The organism is Tsukamurella pseudospumae (assembly GCF_001575205.1).
Classification (GTDB): Bacteria; Actinomycetota; Actinomycetes; order Mycobacteriales; family Mycobacteriaceae; genus Tsukamurella; species Tsukamurella pseudospumae.
In genome coordinates, this window is the sequence record NZ_LSRE01000001.1 from 274,705 (window position 1) to 291,112 (window position 16,408).

Consider the following 16,408-nt stretch of genomic DNA (forward strand, 5'->3'; position numbering starts at 1 on the left):
GTACCGCCCCTGCGTTCACCGCGCTGCCGGGGTCAGGTCGTGGACGACCACGGAGGTCTCCGTCGACCGCTTGGCCTCGTACAGCGCCGCATCGGCGGTGGTGGCGAGGTCGTCGAGGGGATCGTTGACCCCCGCGGCGGCGATGATCGCTCCGGCACTGGCCACGAGCCCCGTCGAGGGGTCTCCGCGGACGGCGATCAGTGCCCGCAGGTCCTCGACCAGGCGCCGCGCGTCGGCGTGCGTGCGCCGGATCGCGAAGACGCCGAACTCGTCGCCGCCGTTGCGCGCCACCAGCACGTCGTCGCCGAGACTCTGCAAGGTCCGAGCGACCTCCCGCAGCAGTTCATCGCCGGCGAAGTGGCCGTGAGTGTCGTTGTACTTCTTGAAGCCGTCGAGGTCGATCATGCCGACGACGTACACGCCCAGCGCCGCGGCCCGCGTGACGGAACGCATGACGGCCAGCTTCATCCCGCGTCGGTTGAAGCCACCGGTCAGCTCGTCGATGTGCCACTCGGCCACGACCCGGGTCATACTGCGACGCCCCATCTCCACGATCACCTGGATGACGACGGGCAGGCCGACGACCGTAGCGATCGCAGGAGTCGTGAAGATGTACAGGTCCATCAGCGTGCGGCCCTCGAACCAGATCGCGTACTGCGTGTATCCGGCGATGAGCAGCAGCGTGTACCCGCAGTGCAGCACCAGGATGCGCCAGCCCAGGAGGAATGCGGCGTACATGCCGAGCATGGCGAGGTGGATCGTCCCGCAGATACGGGCCTCCGGGGCGCTGAGCACGGTCAGCGCGACGCCGAAGGCCAGATCCGAGAGGACGAGGAACCAGATGGCCCCGCGCGCCGTCGGCCACGGGCGCAACAGCCACCAGACGCCCAGCGCCACGGCCGCGACGTTCGACCCCAGGTGCAGAGTCCGCGCCAGGACGCCGTGCGGCCCGACGGGATTGAACTGCATCACGAGGCCCATCGGCAGCATCGAGATCGCCAGCCCGGCGATCACCAGACGGAACGCGTTCTGGCTGCGCTGCCAGACGATGGCCTGCGTCGCGAACGCGAACTCCTTGCGCCCGGCTTCCTTCCACCCGCGCTTGTAGGTCAGCGCTCGCCAGACCCGATGGGCGGCACGACGGGGCCCACGGCCGCGGCGTCGTTGCGACGCGGCCTTGTCCGGCTCGGTGGAATCAGCGGCCAGCTCGCACCCCTTCGGCCAGTTCCGCGGTGAGGGTCCGCACCGCGTCCAACGACTCGCCCGCAGCGCTCACCAGAGCGGAGCCGACGATGACCGCGTCCGCGTACGAGGCGATCTCGGCGGCCTGCTCGCGCGAACGCACGCCGAGGCCCACGCCTACCGGGATGTCCGACACCGCACGCACCCGAGCCACGAGCTCGGGCGCGACATTGTCGACGGCGTCCCGCGCACCGGTGACGCCCATCGTCGAGGCGACGTACAGGAACCCCGACGACGCGTCGGCCGTCATCGCGAGCCGCTCGGGGGTCGACGACGGCGCGACCAGGAAGATCTTGTCGAGCCCGTACCGATCGGCCGCCGCGATCCACTCCTCGGCCTCCTCGGGGATGAGGTTCGGCGTGATCAGGCCCCTACCACCCGCCGCGGCGAGGTCGCGGGCGAAGGCCTCGACGCCGTACTTGAGCACGGGGTTCCAGTACGCCATCACGACCGGCGCGGCGCCCGCGCCGGCGACCGCCTCCGCGTAGGCGAAGATGTCGCGCACCCGGATGCCGCCGCGCAAGGCGTCGTCGGCGGCGCGCTGGATGACGGGGCCGTCCATCACGGGATCGCTGTAGGCGACGCCCAGCTCGACGATGTCGGCGCCGGACTCCGCCATCGCGACCACGGTGTCGATGCCGCCCTGCTTGGACGGGTACCCGCAGGGCAGGTAGGTCACCAGTGCTGCGCGGTTCTCCGCGCGGCACTGCTCGAAGACCGGTGCCAGTGCACTCACTTGTTCTCCCCCTCGAACTCCGCGTTGCGCAGCTCCGTGTTCAGTTCCGCGCCGATCACCTTCTGGCCGACGACATCTCCCTGCTCGTCGAGCAGTCCGAACCACTTCCCGGCGGTATCGACGTCCTTATCGCCACGGCCGGAGAGGTTGACCACGATCACCGCGCCCGGGCCGAGCTCGCGCCCCAGTTCGAGCGCGCCCGCGACGGCGTGCGCCGACTCGATCGCGGGGATGATCCCCTCGGTGCGGCACAGCAGCGCGAACGCGTCCATCGCCTGAGTGTCGGTGATCGGGACGTACTCCGCGCGGCCGTCCTCCTTGAGTTGCGCGTGCTCCGGGCCGACGCCCGGGTAGTCCAGCCCGGCCGAGATCGAGTGCGACTCGATGGTCTGGCCGTCCTCGTCCTGCAGCAGGTACGAATACGCGCCCTGGAAGGCGCCGGGGCTGCCGCCGGTGAAGGTCGCGGCGTGGCGGCCGGTCTCGACCCCGTCGCCGGCGGCCTCGCAGCCGACGAGCCGCACCCCCGCGTCGCCGATGAACGGGTGGAAGATGCCGATCGCGTTCGACCCGCCGCCCACGCAGGCGACCACGGCATCCGGCAGGCGCCCCGCCGCGTCGAGCACCTGCGCGCGCGCCTCCATGCCGACGATGCGCTGCAGGTCGCGAACCATGAGCGGGAACGGGTGCGGGCCCGCCGCGGTGCCGAAGCAGTAGTACGTCGTGTCGGCGTTGCTCACCCAGTCGCGCAGCGCTTCGTTGATCGCGTCCTTGAGCGATGCGGAACCGGACGCGACGGCGATCACCTCGGCGCCGAGCAGCCGCATCCGCGCGACGTTGAGCGCCTGGCGGTCCGTGTCGACCTTGCCCATGTAGACGACGCACTCGATCCCGAGCAGCGCGCAGGCGGTCGCGGTCGCGACGCCGTGCTGGCCCGCACCGGTCTCCGCGATCACCCGCGGCTTGCCCATGCGCTTGGCCAGCAGCACCTGTCCGAGCACGTTGTTGATCTTGTGGCTGCCGGTGTGATTGAGATCCTCGCGCTTGAGGTACAGCTGTGCGCCGCCCGCGTGCTCGTTCAGGCGCACGCACGGGTACAGCGGTGACGGACGGCCGGTGTACTGGCGCTGGAGGCGGTCCAGCTCGTCGAGGAAGCCGTCGTCGCTGCGGATCTTCTCGAACTCGGCGGTGACCTCCTCGATCACGGCCATCAGCGCCTCGGGCACGTGCCGACCTCCCCAGGCGCCCCAATGACCGGTCCCGTCCGGCTCATAGGCCGATCGCTGGGACAGTCCGGTACTCGCTTCTGGGAGGCTCACACGACGATTATCCCCATCCCGTCAAAGTGGAATCACGGCGACGCCAAACATTCCGCGAATCCCTCTGCCCGACGAATGTTTCCGGGCATGACCACCACTCTCGGCCACGTCCTCGACGATCCCGTCCGGGCCTCCCTCCGCGGCGCGCACGCCCGCTTCCGCCTCGGTGACGGTGCCGTGGTCCGCTACCGGCCGGACGTCGCGCGGTTCGTCGGGCATCCGGTCCGGCCGAACCCCGAGGAGTTCGACGCCCTGGCCCGGCTCGCCGTGCCCGGCATCCCGCTGTCCCTGCGCGGCGTGCGGGAGCCGCTCCCCGCGGGGTGGCGGGTGGTCGGCGAGGTCCCGTTGGTCCAGTACGACGGTGCCGCCCTCGCCACCGCTCCGGACGACGACGCCGAGGTGCTCGGTCCGCGGAACGCCGACGAGATCCTCGATCTCGTCGCCCGCACGCGTCCCGGTCCGTTCGAACGGCGCACCGTCGAACTGGGGCTCTACCTGGGACTGCGCGACGAACGCGGCAGGTTGATCGCCGCGGCCGGGGAGCGCCTCCACCCGCCCGGGTGGACCGAGATCAGCGCGGTCTGCACGGACCCCGCGCACCGCGGCCGGGGCCTCGCGACCCGTCTCGTCCGCGCGGTCGGTCACCACATCCGGCAGCGGGGCGACACCCCGTTCCTGCACACCTCCGCCGAGAACACCAGCGCCCGCGCGCTCTACGAAGGGCTCGGCTTCGAACTACGCGCCGCGATCCCTCTGCTCCTCGTCCATCCGCCCGCCACCGAACCCTCCGGAGCGTCATGACCCTCGCCCTCACCCGGCCGCACGCGATCACCACCGACCCCGAGCTCGCCGAACTCGCCGCGCTGCCCGTACGTCACCGCGCGCAGTGGGGCCGCTGGCTCGCAGTCGCGGTCGCCGTCGTGCTGTTCGCGCAACTGGCCGTCTCCGCCGTGACCAACCCGCGCTTCGACTGGCCCACGTTCGGCGCCTACCTGTTCAGCCCGACGATCCTGGAGGCCCTCTGGTTCACGGTGCAGCTCACCGCGATCGGCGCGGTGTTCGGCTTCCTGTTCGGCGGCGTGCTGGCGCTGGCCCGCCTGTCCGGCAACCGCGTCCTCACGGCGTTCGGCTTCGCGTTCATCTGGCTGTTCCGCTCGATCCCGCTCATCGTGCAGATCCTGTTCTGGGGCTACCTCGGCGCGCTCTATCCGACGATCGGACTGGGAATCCCGTTCGGCCCCACGTTCGTCGACGCGCCGACCAAGGACCTGCTCTCGCCGTACACCGCGGCCGTCATCGGCATCGTCCTGCATCAGGCCGCGTACGGCTCCGAGATCGTGCGCGCCGGGATCCTCGGCGTCGCGGACGGCCAGCACGACGCCGCCCGCGCCCTCGGCATCCCGCCGGCCGCGCACCTGCTGCGGATCACGCTCCCCCAGGCGTTGCGGACGATCGTCCCGCCCGCCGCCAACGAGGTGATCGGCCTGCTCAAGGGCACGACGGCCGTCTTCATCCTGGCGCTACCGGACCTGTTCTACCAGGTCCAGGTGATCTACGGCCGCAACGGCCGGATCATCCCGCTGCTGCTCGTGGCCGTCGCCTGGTACGCGCTGCTGACCACGGTGCTGTCGATCGGCCAGCACTACCTCGAGAAGCGTCTCGCGCGGGGCCACGGGGCCTCGACGAGTTCGACGAAGGAGAACGCCGCATGACCGCCATCGATCCGCGTCCGCGCCTCGAGGCCGTGGGACTCACCAAGCGCTTCGGGCACGACGACGTGCTGCGCGGCGTCGATCTGACCGTCGCACCCGGCGAAGTGGTCTCGATCATCGGACCGTCGGGCTCCGGGAAGTCGACGCTACTCCGGCTGCTCAACCATCTGGAGGAACCGAACTCGGGCGTCGTCCGCGTCGACGGCGAGCTCGTCGGCGTCCGTCGACGCGGCGATCACCTCGTCGCCCTGCGCGAACGCGAACTGCGGCGCCAGCGCGCGCGGATCGGCTTCGTCTTCCAGCAGTTCAACCTGTTCCCCCACCTCACGGCGGCCGAGAACGTCGCGCGCCCCCAACGTCTGACACTGGGGCGGAACCGCTCCGAGGCGGACGGCCGTGCGCGCGAGCTGCTGGACCGCGTCGGCCTCGGCGGGCACGCCGGCCACTACCCCGGGCAGCTCTCCGGCGGCCAGCAGCAGCGCGTCGCGATCGCTCGCGCCCTCGCGCTCGACCCGGACCTCATCCTGTTCGACGAGCCGACCTCCGCCCTCGACCCCGAGCTCGTCGGCGAGGTGAACGCCGTGATCGCGGAGCTCGCCGCCGAGGGCCGGACCCTGGTCGTGGTCACCCATGAGCTGGCTTTCGCCCGCCGCATCTCCGACCGGATCGTCTTCCTCGACCGTGGCCGCGTGGTCGCGGTCGGTTCGCCATCGGCCGTACTCGATCGTCCCGCCACCGACCGCACCCGCACCTTTCTCGCCCACTGGACCGCCAAGGAGACCGCATGACCACCCGAACGACGACCCGACACAGACTCCCCGCGCTCGTCGCGGCGATCGCCCTCGCAGGCTCGGTGCTCGCGGGCTGCGGCGGAGCGACCACGGAGTCGACGACCGCGAGCGTGACCGGTGCCGCGGGCCAACAGCTCAACCTCACCAGCAAGCAGAACCGCATCGTCCCGGCGAAGAACGAAGCCGCGGCCTCGCTACTCCCCCAGGCGATCCGCGACCGCGGGACCCTCCGCGTGGCTCACGGATCAGGTGCGGGCAATGCGCCGTTCTACTTCCCCGCGACCGACGACGAGCGCGTGTTCATCGGCGACGAGTCGGACATCGCCCACCTCATCGCGGGCGCGTTGGGCCTGAAGCTCGAGGAGTCCAACACCTCGTGGGAGGGTCTCTTCCTGGGCATCGACAGCGGTCAGTTCGACCTGGGCGTCTCGAACGTCACCGTCACGGAGGCGCGCAAGCAGAAGTACGACTTCGCCACCTATCGCAAGGACGATCTCGCCGTCGAGGTCCAGGATTCGTCGACCTTCACGTTCACCGACGGGAACTCCTTCTCCGGGAAGACGGTGGCTGTCGGATCGGGTACCAACCAGGAGCGGATCCTGCAGCGCTACGACACCGACCTGCGCGCCGCCGGGAAGCCGGGGATCACCATCAAGAACTACCAGGACAACACCGGCGTCTACGCCGCGCTCGCATCCGGCCAGATCGACGCCTACTTCGGCCCGAACCCGATATCGGCGTTCCATGTGGCGCAGACCAGGGGCACGCCGAACGCCACGAAGATCGTCGGCCGGGTATCGGGCGCGGGTTCCACGCTGCAGGGCCTGATCGGCGCGACCACTCGCAAGGACAGCGGGATCATCCGTGCGGTGCAGGCGGCGCTGGAATCGACGATCCGCAGCGGCGACTACGCGAAGGTGCTGCAGCGCTGGGGCCTTGAGGCCGAGGCCGTGCCCGCTTCGGAGATCAACCCGCCGGGGCTGCCGATCACCGACAAGTGAGGCCCCGACCCCACACCACCGTCAGCTCGCAGCGGGTTCGGCCGCGACGCCCGTCGTCGCGGTCGGACTCGTCGCACGGGCCACGAATTTGAACCGGTCCCCCCGGTAGACGCTGCGCGTCCACTCGAGGGCCACACCGTCCACCCCGCGCCCCAGGCGGTGGACCATGAGCATCGGATGCCCCGTCGGCACCGCCAGCAGCTCCGCCTCGTCCGGAGACGCCAGCGCCGTCTCCACCGTGTCCTCCACCGCTGCGATCTCCCGCGAGTAGTGCACGCGCAGCGCCTCGTACAGCGAGGCACCGTCCTCCGCCAACCGCCCCGCGAGCCCGCGCAGCGGTCCGCGCAGGTGGGCGATCTCGATGGCGAGCGGCTCGTCGTCGACGATGCGCAGCCGCGTCACCCGGTACACGCGCGCCCCGCGCGACAGCTCGAGCGCGGCCTGCGTCTCCGCGTCCGCCGGGACGTGGTCGCACGCCAGCACCCGCGAATCGACCGTCTTGCCGTCGACGCCGACATCCTCGCTCAACGAGGTCAGTTGACGCACCCGCACCACCTTCGGCGGCGCGACGTACGTCCCGCTGCCGTGTTCGCGGCGCAACACGCCTTCCGCGGACAGCTCGGCGAGGGCCTTTCGGAGCGTCGTGCGCGAGACGCCGAGCTCCTCGGCGAGCCTGCGCTCGGCCGGCAGCGTGTCGCCGTGCCCCAAATCGCCGATCCGTCGTTGCAGTTCCATCTTCGCGCGAAAATAACGGGGCGGCTCGGTGTGCCTCGTGCGAGGGATCGTCATGTGTTCCACACTACCCCTTGACGGTACAAGTGGTCTATGCCACTCTTGATCAACCCCAAGTGGTGTAGACCACTTGGGCGGACCTCAAGGAGAGAGCATGAGCGGTAGGCAGGCTGCCAAGTCCAGCGCAGTCCTCGTCGGCGTCGCAGCAGCGAGCCTCGGCGTCATCTACGGATACGACACGTCGAACATCGCCGCGGCGAAGGACTTCATCGCCACGGACTTCCATCTCGGTGACACTGCCACGCAGGCACTGGTCACCGTGGTCATCGTGGGCGAGATCCTCGGCGCCATCGTCGGCGGCTGGTTCGCCAACAAGGTGGGCCGCAAGAAGGCGATGGTCTCCGTCGCCGCCGGCTACACCGTGTTCGCCCTGCTCGGGGCGCTGTCGCCGTGGCTCGTGACGCTGTACGCCGCCCGGTTCCTCCTCGGACTGACCGTCGGCATCTCAGTGGTGGTCGTGCCGGTCTTCGTGGCGGAATCCGCACCGGCGAAACGGCGCGGTGCGATGCTCGTGACCTATCAGTTCGCCACGATCTTCGGCATCATCCTGGGCTACGTCTTCGGCTTCCTCCTCGCCGACCAGCAGCACGCGTGGCAGTGGATGCTCGGTATCGCCGCGGTTCCCGCGATTCTGGTCGGCCTGGTCCTGCTCCGCCTGCCCGACACCGCTCGCTGGTACATGACCCGCGGCCGCGAGGCGGAGGCACGCACCACTCTCGCCGCTGTCGAACCCACCGCCTCCGCCGCGGAGATCGACGCCGAGATCGCCGAGATGCGCGCGCAACTGTCGGACGAGTCCGGCGGCAAGCTCAGCCAGCTGTTCCGCCAGCCCTATCTCCGGGCCACGTTCTTCGTCGTCGTGCTCGGCTTCTTCATCCAGATCACCGGCATCAACGCGATCGTCAACTACAGCCCCGACATCTTCAAGTCGATGGGATTCAAGGACAACTTCGGCACGTACATGCTGCCCGCCTTCGTGCAGCTCTTCGGCCTGCTCGCCGTGATCATCTCGATCTTCACCATCGACCGCTTCGGTCGTCGCCCCATCCTGCTCGGCGGCATCGGCACGATGATCCTGGCGTTCGTCGTGATGATCACCGCGTATCAGATGGCGGACGGAGATTTCGAGACCCATAAGTCCGCCAGCGTGGTGGGCTTCGCCGGCCTCGTACTCGTGACCATCGGCTTCTCGTTCGGCTTCGGCTCGCTCGTCTGGGTGTACGCCGGCGAGGCCTTCCCCGCTCGCCTGCGCGCCTACGGCTCGTCGGCCATGCTCACCTCCGACCTGGTCGCGAACGCGATCGTCGCCCAGCTCACCCTGACGATGCTGCACAGCAAGCTGCTCGGCGGCACCGGCACCTTCGCGTTGTTCGGCGTCATGTCGGTCCTCGCCTTCCTGTTCGTGCTCAAGTTCGCCCCGGAGACGAAGGGCCGCAAGCTCGAGGACATCCAGCACTACTGGGAGAACGGCGGCAAGTGGCCGACCACGACCGGCGAGCCCGGTGCCGGTCAGGCGGAGGTCGCGGTCAAGTGAACACCGCGGTGATCGGCCTCGACATCGGAGGCTCGAAGACGCAGGCGGTCCGCGCGGAGAACGGCGTGGTCGTGGCCGAGGCCCTCGCGGGGAGCGCGAACATCGCGTCGGTGGGCCAGGCCGAGGCCGGTCGCCAGCTCGACATCGCGCTCGCCCGGCTCGGCGTCGAGGGCGTGGGCGCCGTGTGCGCCGGCGCCGCCGGCGTCGAGACACCGGCGGGGGCGGCCACGCTGACCCGGCTGCTCGCGGACCGGATCCCCGGCGCCCGCGTCCGCGTTGTGCACGACAGCCAGCTCATCCTCGCCGCAGCGGGCGTCCGCGACGGCATCGCGGTGATCTCCGGTACGGGCGCCGTAGCGTGGGGCCGGGCGGGCGACAAGCACGCCCGCGCCGGCGGCTGGGGTTACCTGCTCGGGGACGAGGGCAGCGGCTACTGGGTGGCCAAGGAGGCGGTGCGCCGCACTCTCATCCGGATCGATCGGGAGGAGCCCGCGGATCACCTCGGCCAGCAGCTCGCGGCCGATTGCGGCCTGCAGGACACCGACGAGCTGCTCGACCACTTCTACGCGCAGCCCGAGCGACGCTACTGGGCCGGACGCGCCCGGGTCGTCTTCGAGCTGGCGCAGTCGGGCGACCCGGTGAGCACGGACATCGTGGACCAGGCGGCGATCGCCCTGACCGACATCGCGCTGTCCGTCGCGGATCGCATCGGCTCGGCGGGCCCCGTCGTCCTGGCGGGCGGCCTCGCCGTGCACCAGCCCGCACTGCAGCGCCGTGTTCGGCACCACCTGGGGATGCGGGGCGTCTCCGACCTGCGGGTGCTCACCGTCGACCCCGTCCGCGGCGCCATCCAGATCGCCCTGCGCGAGCTCGAGCGTCGCAACTCCGCGAAGACCTGAGTCCGTGCGGCTGCCCCGCGTCAGCGCATCATCGCGCGGGGCGCGGGCAGCTGGGGTGCGAGCCCGCGGTGGCGAGGTCGGCGACCGCGGTCCGCGGGTCGCCCGCCGTCACCAGTCCCTCGCCGACCAGCACGCCGTCGGCGCCCTGGCCCGCGTAGGTGAGGAGGTCGTGGCTGTCGCGCACGCCCGACTCGGCGATCTTGATCACCGACGAGGGCAGGCCGGGCGCGATGCGGCCGAAGGTCTCGGGGTCGACGTCGAGGGACTTGAGGTTGCGGGCGTTGACGCCGATCACGGTGGCACCCGCCTCGAGCGCGCGGTCGGCCTCGTCCTCCGTGTGCACCTCGACGAGGGCCGTCATGCCGAGCGACTCCACGCGGTCGAGCAGCGACACGAGCACGGGCTGTTCCAGCGCCGCGACGATGAGCAGCACCAGATCCGCACCGTGGGCACGAGCCTCGTGGATCTGATACGGGCACACGATGAAATCCTTGCGCAGCACAGGGATCCGGACCCGGTCGCGCACCGCGTCCAGATCGGCCAGCGAGCCCTTGAACCGGCGCTCCTCGGTGAGCACGCTGATCGCACGCGCTCCCCCGGCCTCGTACTCCGACGCCAACGCGGCGGGATTCGCGATGCCCGCGAGCTCGCCCTTCGACGGGCTGGCCCGCTTGACCTCCGCGATGACCGCGATACCGGGCGCGCGCAGCGCGGCGGTGGCGTCGAGCGCGGGTTCCGCGGCCTTCGCGGCGGCCTTCACGGCGGCGAGGTCGAGGAGGGCTTCACGGGCCGCCACGTCCGCGCGCACACCCTCGATGATCGAGTCGAGAACAGTGGGTGATGTCACGGCAGCGGGCCTTTCGTGGAGCGTGCAGCGTGGTCCAAGATTAGCCCTCCGTCCGCGGGCGGTCGGGCGCGGCCCCCTCGCGTGACGAGCTCTCCACTCGACCCGCCTCGGCGGCGCCGGTGGTCGTCGGGTCCTCGCCACCGTCGAGGGCGTCCCAGAGGTCCCGCTCCGACGCCTCCTCCACCGCGGCATCGTCGAACACCCGCTGCTCCAGCTGGGCGCGACGCGCCGCGGGCGAGACGTACTTCGACCCCATCCCGCCGGCGCGGAGGCCGCGCACCAACAGCGCCGCGGCGACGACGGCGAGGAGACCCGCGACCAGCGCCACGGACGGGCCCCCCGCGGTCTTGGCGACCGCGGAGATATAGTCCTTGTTGCCCATCACCGCGTCGCCGCGCAGGATCTTCTCCAGGTAGCCGATGTCGGGCTCCTGGGTCAGCACCGTCAGCGCGGGATACGCCGTGCCGATCGCGGCCGCCGCGACGATCAGCGCCACCAGCGCCCGAGCCCACGTCTTGAGCGCCAGCCCGGCCGCGATGGCCGCGAGGAAGACCAGCCACAGCGCGGACAGCGCGGGCGCCCAGGTGTGCCCTGCGACCTCCATCGTTCGTGCGTCCGTCAGCCCGTCCGTCAGGGTGACGCCCATCCACGACATCCGGCCCGCGCCCCACGCGGCGCCCGCTGCGCCGGCCAGCAGGAGCGCGACCAGTGCCAGGTTCCGTTTCGCGTTCATCGTGCCTCCTCCGAGACCGCGCGCATGGTGTTCGCCGCCGCCACCGCCTTGAGCGCGGCGAGCGCCTTGTTGCGCGACTCGTTGTACTCGTACTCACCCACCGAGTCGGCGACGACGCCGCCACCCGCCTGCACGTACGCCGTCCCGTCCTTGAGGACCGCGGTGCGAATGGCGATCGCCGTGTCCGCGTCGCCGGCGAAGTCGAGGTACCCGACGATGCCACCGTACAGACCGCGGCGGGTGATCTCGGCCTCGTCGATGAGCTCCATGGCCCGGACCTTCGGCGCACCGGTGAGGGTGCCCGCCGGGAAGCACGCCGCGACCGCGTCGAGGGCCTGCCTGCCGTCCGCGAGGTCACCGGACACCGTCGAGACCAGGTGCATGACATGGCTGTACCGCTCGATCCGGCGGTAGTCGGTGACCCGGACGGTGCCCGGCGTGCAGACACGGCCGAGGTCGTTGCGGCCGAGATCCACGAGCATCAGGTGCTCGCTGTTCTCCTTCTCGTCGGCCTGCAGGTCCTTCTCCAGCAGCAGGTCCTCCTCCGCGGTCGCACCGCGCCAGCGGGTCCCCGCGATCGGGTGCGTGGTGGCGACACCGTCGGACACCGTGACCAGCGCCTCCGGACTCGACCCGACGATGGAGAACGCGAGCGAGCCGTCCGGCGCCGGGACCTGCACCAGGTACATGTACGGGCTCGGATTCGAGGCGCGCAGCACGCGGTAGACGTCGATCGGGTCGGCCTCCGAGGGCACGGAGAAGCGCTGCGAGGGCACCACCTGGAACGCCTCGCCGGCCTCGATGTCGCCGACGAGCTTCTCGACGATCGCGCTGTACTCCTCGACGGTCCGCTGGGCCGTCACGTCCGGCTCGGGCCGGGTGAACGACGCGACCGACGAGGCCAGGGGCGCCGCGAGCGCCGCCTCCATGGCGTCGAGCCGGTGGACGGCGTCCGCGTACGCCTCGTCGACCCGGTCCGCGGAGCCGTCCCAGTTCACCGCGTTGGCGATGAGCGTGATCGTGCCCTCGTGATGGTCGATCGCCGCGAGATCGGTGGCCAGCAGCCACACCATCTCGGGCAGGTGCAGGTCGTCGACCGTGGTGTCGGGCAGCCGCTCCAGGCGCCGCACGGCGTCGTAGGCGAGGTAGCCGACCATGCCGCCGTTCAGCGGTGGCAATCCCTCGATCCGCTCGGAACTCAGGAGCCGCAGCACCTCGCCCAGGGCCTCGATCGGATCGCCGCCCGACGGTGCGCCGGCCGGCGCCTTCCCGATCCAGGTGGCGGCACCGTCGACGACGGTCAGCGCGGACGGCGCCGGCGCCCCGACGAACGACCATCGGCTCCAGGACTGCCCCGCCGCGGCGGACTCCAGCAGGAAGGTGCCGGGACGGCCCCCGGCGAGCTTGCGATACGCCGACAACGGGGTCTCCGCGTCGGCGAGGACCGTACGGATCACGGGCACCACGCGGTGCCGGTCCGCGAGCGCGCGGAACTCGTCCGCGCTGGTGGTCGCGCCGTCGGGCTGCAGGTTCGGCTGCTGTGCGGTACTCATCGCCTGCCAGTATCCCAGCGCCGGTAGGTTCGTGGCCATGCGCATAGGCCAGCAGGCCCCCGAGTTCGCACTCCCCGACCGCACCGGCACCGTCCGCACCCTGTCCGAGCTCCGCGGCGACGGCCGCGCCGCGGTCTTCTTCTACCTCACGGCGGGTTCGCCCGTCTGCGTCGCCGAGGTCGATCGGTTCCGCGCGGCGGGCGAGGAGTTCGACCGGCGCGGCACGGCGCGGATCGGCATCAGCATGGACCCGGCGGCCCGGACGCAGGCCTTCGCCGACGTCATGGAGCCCGGCTTCCCGTTGCTCACCGACGCCGACGGTGCCGTCGCGGCCGAGTACGACGTCCTGCGGGGGCGGTACGCTGTGGCCCCCGTCAAGCGGCGGACCTTCCTCATCGACACCGACGGGACCGTGCTGCACATCGTGATCGGCGAGCTGCGGGCGGTGGCGCACGTCGAGGAGACGCTCGCCTTCCTCCGCACGCTCAGCGCGTAGCTCTCACTCCCGACCGAGCAAAAGATCGCCGTCGAAACAGGTGTGCGTGCCGGTGTGGCAGGCCGGCCCCGTCTGCCGGACGGTGAGGAGGACGGTGTCCCCGTCGCAGTCGAGCCGGACGTCGCGGACCTCCTGCACATGGCCCGAGGTCTCGCCCTTGACCCACAGCTGCTTCCGGGATCGCGAGTAGTAGGTGCCCTTGCGGGTGGCGAGGGTGAGCGCGAGCGCCTCGTCGTTCATCCACGCCATCATGAGCACGTCGCCCGTGCCCTCCTCCTGGGCGATGGCGGCGACGAGCCCGTCGGCGTTGCGCTTGAGCCGTGCGGCGATCTCCCCGTCGAGCGCGGTCACCGTCGGACCACCAGACCGTGCGTGGCCATCTCGGCCTTGACCTGCCCGATCGTCATGTCCCCGAAGTGGAAGACGCTGGCAGCGAGCACCGCGTCGGCGCCGGCCTCGACGGCGGGGGCGAAGTGGTCGACCGCGCCGGCGCCGCCGGAGGCGATGACGGGGATGTGCACCGCTGCGCGGGCCGCGCCGATCATCCGCAGGTCGAATCCCGCCTTGGTGCCGTCGGCGTCCATGGAGTTGAGGAGGATCTCCCCGACGCCGAGTTCCTCACCGCGGCGGGCCCATTCGATGGCGTCGAGACCGGTGCCCTTGCGCCCGCCGTGCGTGGTCACCTCCCAGCCCGACGGTGTCGGCTCCTCCCCCTCCGGCACGGTGCGCGCGTCGACGGAGAGCACGATGCACTGGCTGCCGAACCGGTTCGACAGCTCTTTGAGCAGTTCGGGCCGATTGATCGCGGCGGTGTTGACGGACACTTTGTCGGCGCCGGCGCGGAGCAGGGTGTCGACGTCCTCGACGGAGCGCACGCCGCCGCCGACGGTGAGCGGGATGAACACCTGCTCCGCGGTACGACGCACGACCTCCAGCATCGTCCCGCGGCCCGAGCTCGACGCGGTGACGTCGAGGAAGGTCAGCTCGTCGGCGCCCTGCGCGTCGTACGCGGCCGCGAGCTCAACGGGATCGCCCGCGTCGCGCAGGTTCTGGAAGTTGACGCCCTTGACGACGCGCCCGTCGTCGACGTCCAGGCACGGGATCACGCGCACGGCCACCGTCATCGGTTCCGCCTCCTTCGAAAGTGGTTCAGTAGCTGAGGGTTCCGGAGTGCCCCGGGTCGCCGCGGTAGTCCGACGGTGCGCCGACCGAGCGGACGACGGCCAGCAGCTCGTCGTGGACGACGGGCGACCCGGCGAGCACCGAATCTGCACCGACGTGCCACTCCTCGCCCGCGAGGTCGGTCACGCGACCGCCGCCCGCGAGCACCAGGGCGGCACCGGCGGCGTTGTCCCAGGGATGGTGCCCGAACACGACGGCACCCCCGAGCACGCCCGCCGCGGTGTAGGCGAGGTCGACGCCCGTCGACCCGAACTGCCGGACCCGCGCAACCCGGCGTGACACCTCGCCGAGGATGGCGTAGCGGTAGTCGCCCGGGAAGTGCCCGTTGCTGCCTCGACTGAAGCTGCCGACCGCGATCATCGCGTCGTCGAGCCCACCATCGCCCAGTGGCGGCACGTCCTTGCCTCGGTTGCGGACCGGGCCCTGCACATGACCGGAGAAGGAGTCCCCGACCAGGGGGAACCAGGCGAGCCCGGCGACCGGTCTCCCGTCGTGCAGCAGGCCGAGCAGCGTCCCGGTGGCCGGGTAGCCGGCGGAGTAGTTGAACGTTCCGTCGATCGGGTCGAGCACCCAGACGGTGCCCTCGTCGACCGCCGGGCCGCCGTACTCCTCGCCGTGCACAGGCACCCCGGTGGACTCGGCGACGGCGCCCGCGATCCGGCGTTCGAGTTCGAGGTCGAGGTCGGTGGCGAAATCGGCCGGGCCCTTGGCGACCGAGGCGGGAGCTCCCACACCCTCGACGAATCGGGGCGCGGCCGCGTCGAGCGCCTCGCCCGCCAGCGCCAGGAGCCGATCCGGGTCGCCGAAGAAGCCTGCGGGGAATCCGGCCACTAGCGCGACACCGCCGCCAGGGCCTCGGGCAGGGTGAAGCGGCCCGCGTACAGGGCCTTGCCGATGATTGCGGAGTCGACACCCGCGTCGACGAGCGTCGCGATCGCGGTGAGGTCCTCGAGCGCGGAGATGCCGCCGGACGCGACGACGGGCGCATCGGTGGCGCTCGCGACGGCCGACAACAGATCGAGGTTGGGACCGGTGAGCGTGCCGTCCTTCGAGACATCGGTGACGACGTAGCGGCTGCAGCCGTCCTCGTCGAGGCGCGCGAGCACCTCCCAGAGGTCGCCGCCGTCGGTGACCCAGCCGCGTCCGCGCAGGCGCCACTGACCGTCGATCTGCTTGACGTCGAGGCCGACGGCGATCCTGTCGCCGTACCGGGCGATCGCACTGGCGCACCACTGCGGGTTCTCGATCGCCGCGGTGCCGAGGTTGACGCGGGCGCATCCGGTGGCGAGGGCCGCGGCGAGGGAGTCGTCGTCGCGGATGCCGCCGGACAGCTCCACCTTGACGTCCAGCTCGCCGATCACGCCGGCCAGAAGCTCGCGGTTCGAGCCCTTCCCGAAGGCCGCGTCGAGGTCGACGAGGTGCACCCATTCGGCCCCGTCGTTCTGCCAGGCGAGGGCCGCATCGCGGGGCGATCCGTAGGCCGTCTCGCTGCCGGCCTCCCCCTGAACCAGGCGGACGGCCTGACCGTCGGCGACATCGACTGCGGGAAGAAGTACCAGACTCACGTCTCCAGC

At 71.0% G+C, this 16,408-nt stretch carries 18 protein-coding genes; 7 read left to right on the forward strand and 11 right to left on the reverse strand.

The genetic code is table 11. The features are described 5' to 3' along the window. Nucleotides 1-15 precede the first annotated feature (15 nt). From AXK61_RS01310 to trpB, 3 genes are all read right to left on the reverse strand, one after another. Nucleotides 16-1,014, reverse strand: coding sequence for a GGDEF domain-containing protein (locus AXK61_RS01310; RefSeq protein WP_068743384.1), 999 nt, complete (start codon nt 1,012-1,014; stop codon nt 16-18). 181 nt (nt 1,015-1,195) lie between these two features. After that, nucleotides 1,196-1,978: a tryptophan synthase subunit alpha gene (gene trpA, locus AXK61_RS01315; RefSeq protein WP_068569463.1), complete on the reverse strand. Its 783-nt coding sequence runs from the start codon at nt 1,976-1,978 to the stop codon at nt 1,196-1,198. Next, entirely contained in the window at nt 1,975-3,294 is a 1,320-nt protein-coding gene (gene trpB / locus AXK61_RS01320; RefSeq protein ID WP_068569462.1) for a tryptophan synthase subunit beta, read from the reverse strand. Before trpB ends, trpA begins: the two co-directional genes overlap by 4 nt. An 87-nt stretch (nt 3,295-3,381) precedes the next feature. On the opposite strand from trpB, the gene AXK61_RS01325 reads away from it, so the two are divergent. From AXK61_RS01325 to AXK61_RS01340, 4 genes are read left to right on the forward strand one after another with little or no spacing between them, the layout of a single operon-like run. Continuing rightward, nucleotides 3,382-4,095, forward strand: a complete 714-nt coding sequence (locus tag AXK61_RS01325) for a GNAT family N-acetyltransferase (RefSeq protein ID WP_068569461.1) — start codon at nt 3,382-3,384, stop codon at nt 4,093-4,095. Continuing rightward, a complete protein-coding gene (locus AXK61_RS01330) occupies nt 4,092-5,006 on the forward strand; it encodes an amino acid ABC transporter permease (RefSeq protein ID WP_068743386.1) in 915 nt (304 codons plus the stop codon). The genes AXK61_RS01325 and AXK61_RS01330 overlap by 4 nt, the downstream gene beginning before the upstream one ends. After that, nucleotides 5,003-5,794: an amino acid ABC transporter ATP-binding protein gene (locus AXK61_RS01335; protein WP_068569459.1), complete on the forward strand. Its 792-nt coding sequence runs from the start codon at nt 5,003-5,005 to the stop codon at nt 5,792-5,794. The genes AXK61_RS01330 and AXK61_RS01335 overlap by 4 nt, the downstream gene beginning before the upstream one ends. Then, complete coding sequence (locus AXK61_RS01340) at nt 5,791-6,798, forward strand: transporter substrate-binding domain-containing protein (RefSeq protein ID WP_068743388.1); 1,008 nt, start codon at nt 5,791-5,793, stop codon at nt 6,796-6,798. The genes AXK61_RS01335 and AXK61_RS01340 overlap by 4 nt, the downstream gene beginning before the upstream one ends. A 21-nt stretch (nt 6,799-6,819) precedes the next feature. Here AXK61_RS01340 and AXK61_RS01345 read toward each other — a convergent pair whose 3' ends face one another. Beyond that, nucleotides 6,820-7,533 (reverse strand): GntR family transcriptional regulator, encoded by a 714-nt coding sequence (locus AXK61_RS01345; protein ID WP_175399915.1) that lies wholly within the window; start codon nt 7,531-7,533, stop codon nt 6,820-6,822. A gap of 151 nt (nt 7,534-7,684) precedes the next feature. Between AXK61_RS01345 and AXK61_RS01350 the strand changes: the two genes are divergently transcribed. Together AXK61_RS01350 and AXK61_RS01355 are read left to right on the forward strand one after the other, a co-directional pair. Beyond that, nucleotides 7,685-9,124 carry a sugar porter family MFS transporter gene (locus AXK61_RS01350; protein WP_068743392.1) on the forward strand — a complete coding sequence of 480 codons (1,440 nt, stop codon included), beginning with the start codon at nt 7,685-7,687 and terminating at the stop codon, nt 9,122-9,124. Then, nucleotides 9,121-10,023 (forward strand): N-acetylglucosamine kinase, encoded by a 903-nt coding sequence (locus AXK61_RS01355; protein WP_068569455.1) that lies wholly within the window; start codon nt 9,121-9,123, stop codon nt 10,021-10,023. The genes AXK61_RS01350 and AXK61_RS01355 overlap by 4 nt, the downstream gene beginning before the upstream one ends. A gap of 28 nt (nt 10,024-10,051) precedes the next feature. Here AXK61_RS01355 and trpC read toward each other — a convergent pair whose 3' ends face one another. Genes trpC through AXK61_RS01370 form a run of 3 tightly spaced genes read right to left on the reverse strand, consistent with a single transcriptional unit; the run spans nt 10,052 to nt 13,156 of the window. Continuing rightward, nucleotides 10,052-10,870 (reverse strand): indole-3-glycerol phosphate synthase TrpC, encoded by an 819-nt coding sequence (gene trpC, locus AXK61_RS01360; RefSeq protein WP_068569454.1) that lies wholly within the window; start codon nt 10,868-10,870, stop codon nt 10,052-10,054. 40 nt (nt 10,871-10,910) lie between these two features. After that, nucleotides 10,911-11,603 carry a TIGR02234 family membrane protein gene (locus tag AXK61_RS01365; protein ID WP_068569453.1) on the reverse strand — a complete coding sequence of 231 codons (693 nt, stop codon included), beginning with the start codon at nt 11,601-11,603 and terminating at the stop codon, nt 10,911-10,913. Beyond that, on the reverse strand, nt 11,600-13,156 hold the full coding sequence (locus AXK61_RS01370; protein WP_068569930.1) for an anthranilate synthase component I: 1,557 nt from the start codon (nt 13,154-13,156) through the stop codon (nt 11,600-11,602). Before AXK61_RS01370 ends, AXK61_RS01365 begins: the two co-directional genes overlap by 4 nt. Nucleotides 13,157-13,193: 37 nt before the next feature. Here AXK61_RS01370 and AXK61_RS01375 point away from each other — a divergent pair, with 37 nt between their 5' ends. Continuing rightward, nucleotides 13,194-13,652, forward strand: coding sequence for a peroxiredoxin (locus AXK61_RS01375; protein WP_068569452.1), 459 nt, complete (start codon nt 13,194-13,196; stop codon nt 13,650-13,652). A 3-nt stretch (nt 13,653-13,655) separates the two neighbouring features. Here the strand turns inward: AXK61_RS01375 and hisI are convergent, their stop codons facing one another. From hisI to priA, 4 genes are read right to left on the reverse strand one after another with little or no spacing between them, the layout of a single operon-like run. Further along, the gene (gene hisI, locus AXK61_RS01380) at nt 13,656-14,003 is read right to left on the reverse strand and encodes a phosphoribosyl-AMP cyclohydrolase (RefSeq protein WP_068569451.1); all 348 of its coding nucleotides are present in this window, start codon (nt 14,001-14,003) and stop codon (nt 13,656-13,658) included. After that, complete coding sequence (gene hisF, locus AXK61_RS01385) at nt 14,000-14,776, reverse strand: imidazole glycerol phosphate synthase subunit HisF (RefSeq protein ID WP_068569450.1); 777 nt, start codon at nt 14,774-14,776, stop codon at nt 14,000-14,002. The genes hisI and hisF overlap by 4 nt, the downstream gene beginning before the upstream one ends. A 25-nt stretch (nt 14,777-14,801) precedes the next feature. Continuing rightward, on the reverse strand, nt 14,802-15,665 hold the full coding sequence (locus AXK61_RS01390) for an inositol monophosphatase family protein (protein WP_068743394.1): 864 nt from the start codon (nt 15,663-15,665) through the stop codon (nt 14,802-14,804). After that, complete coding sequence (gene priA, locus AXK61_RS01395; RefSeq protein WP_068743396.1) at nt 15,665-16,399, reverse strand: bifunctional 1-(5-phosphoribosyl)-5-((5-phosphoribosylamino)methylideneamino)imidazole-4-carboxamide isomerase/phosphoribosylanthranilate isomerase PriA; 735 nt, start codon at nt 16,397-16,399, stop codon at nt 15,665-15,667. The genes AXK61_RS01390 and priA overlap by 1 nt, the downstream gene beginning before the upstream one ends. Between the last annotated feature and the right edge of the window lie 9 nt (nt 16,400-16,408).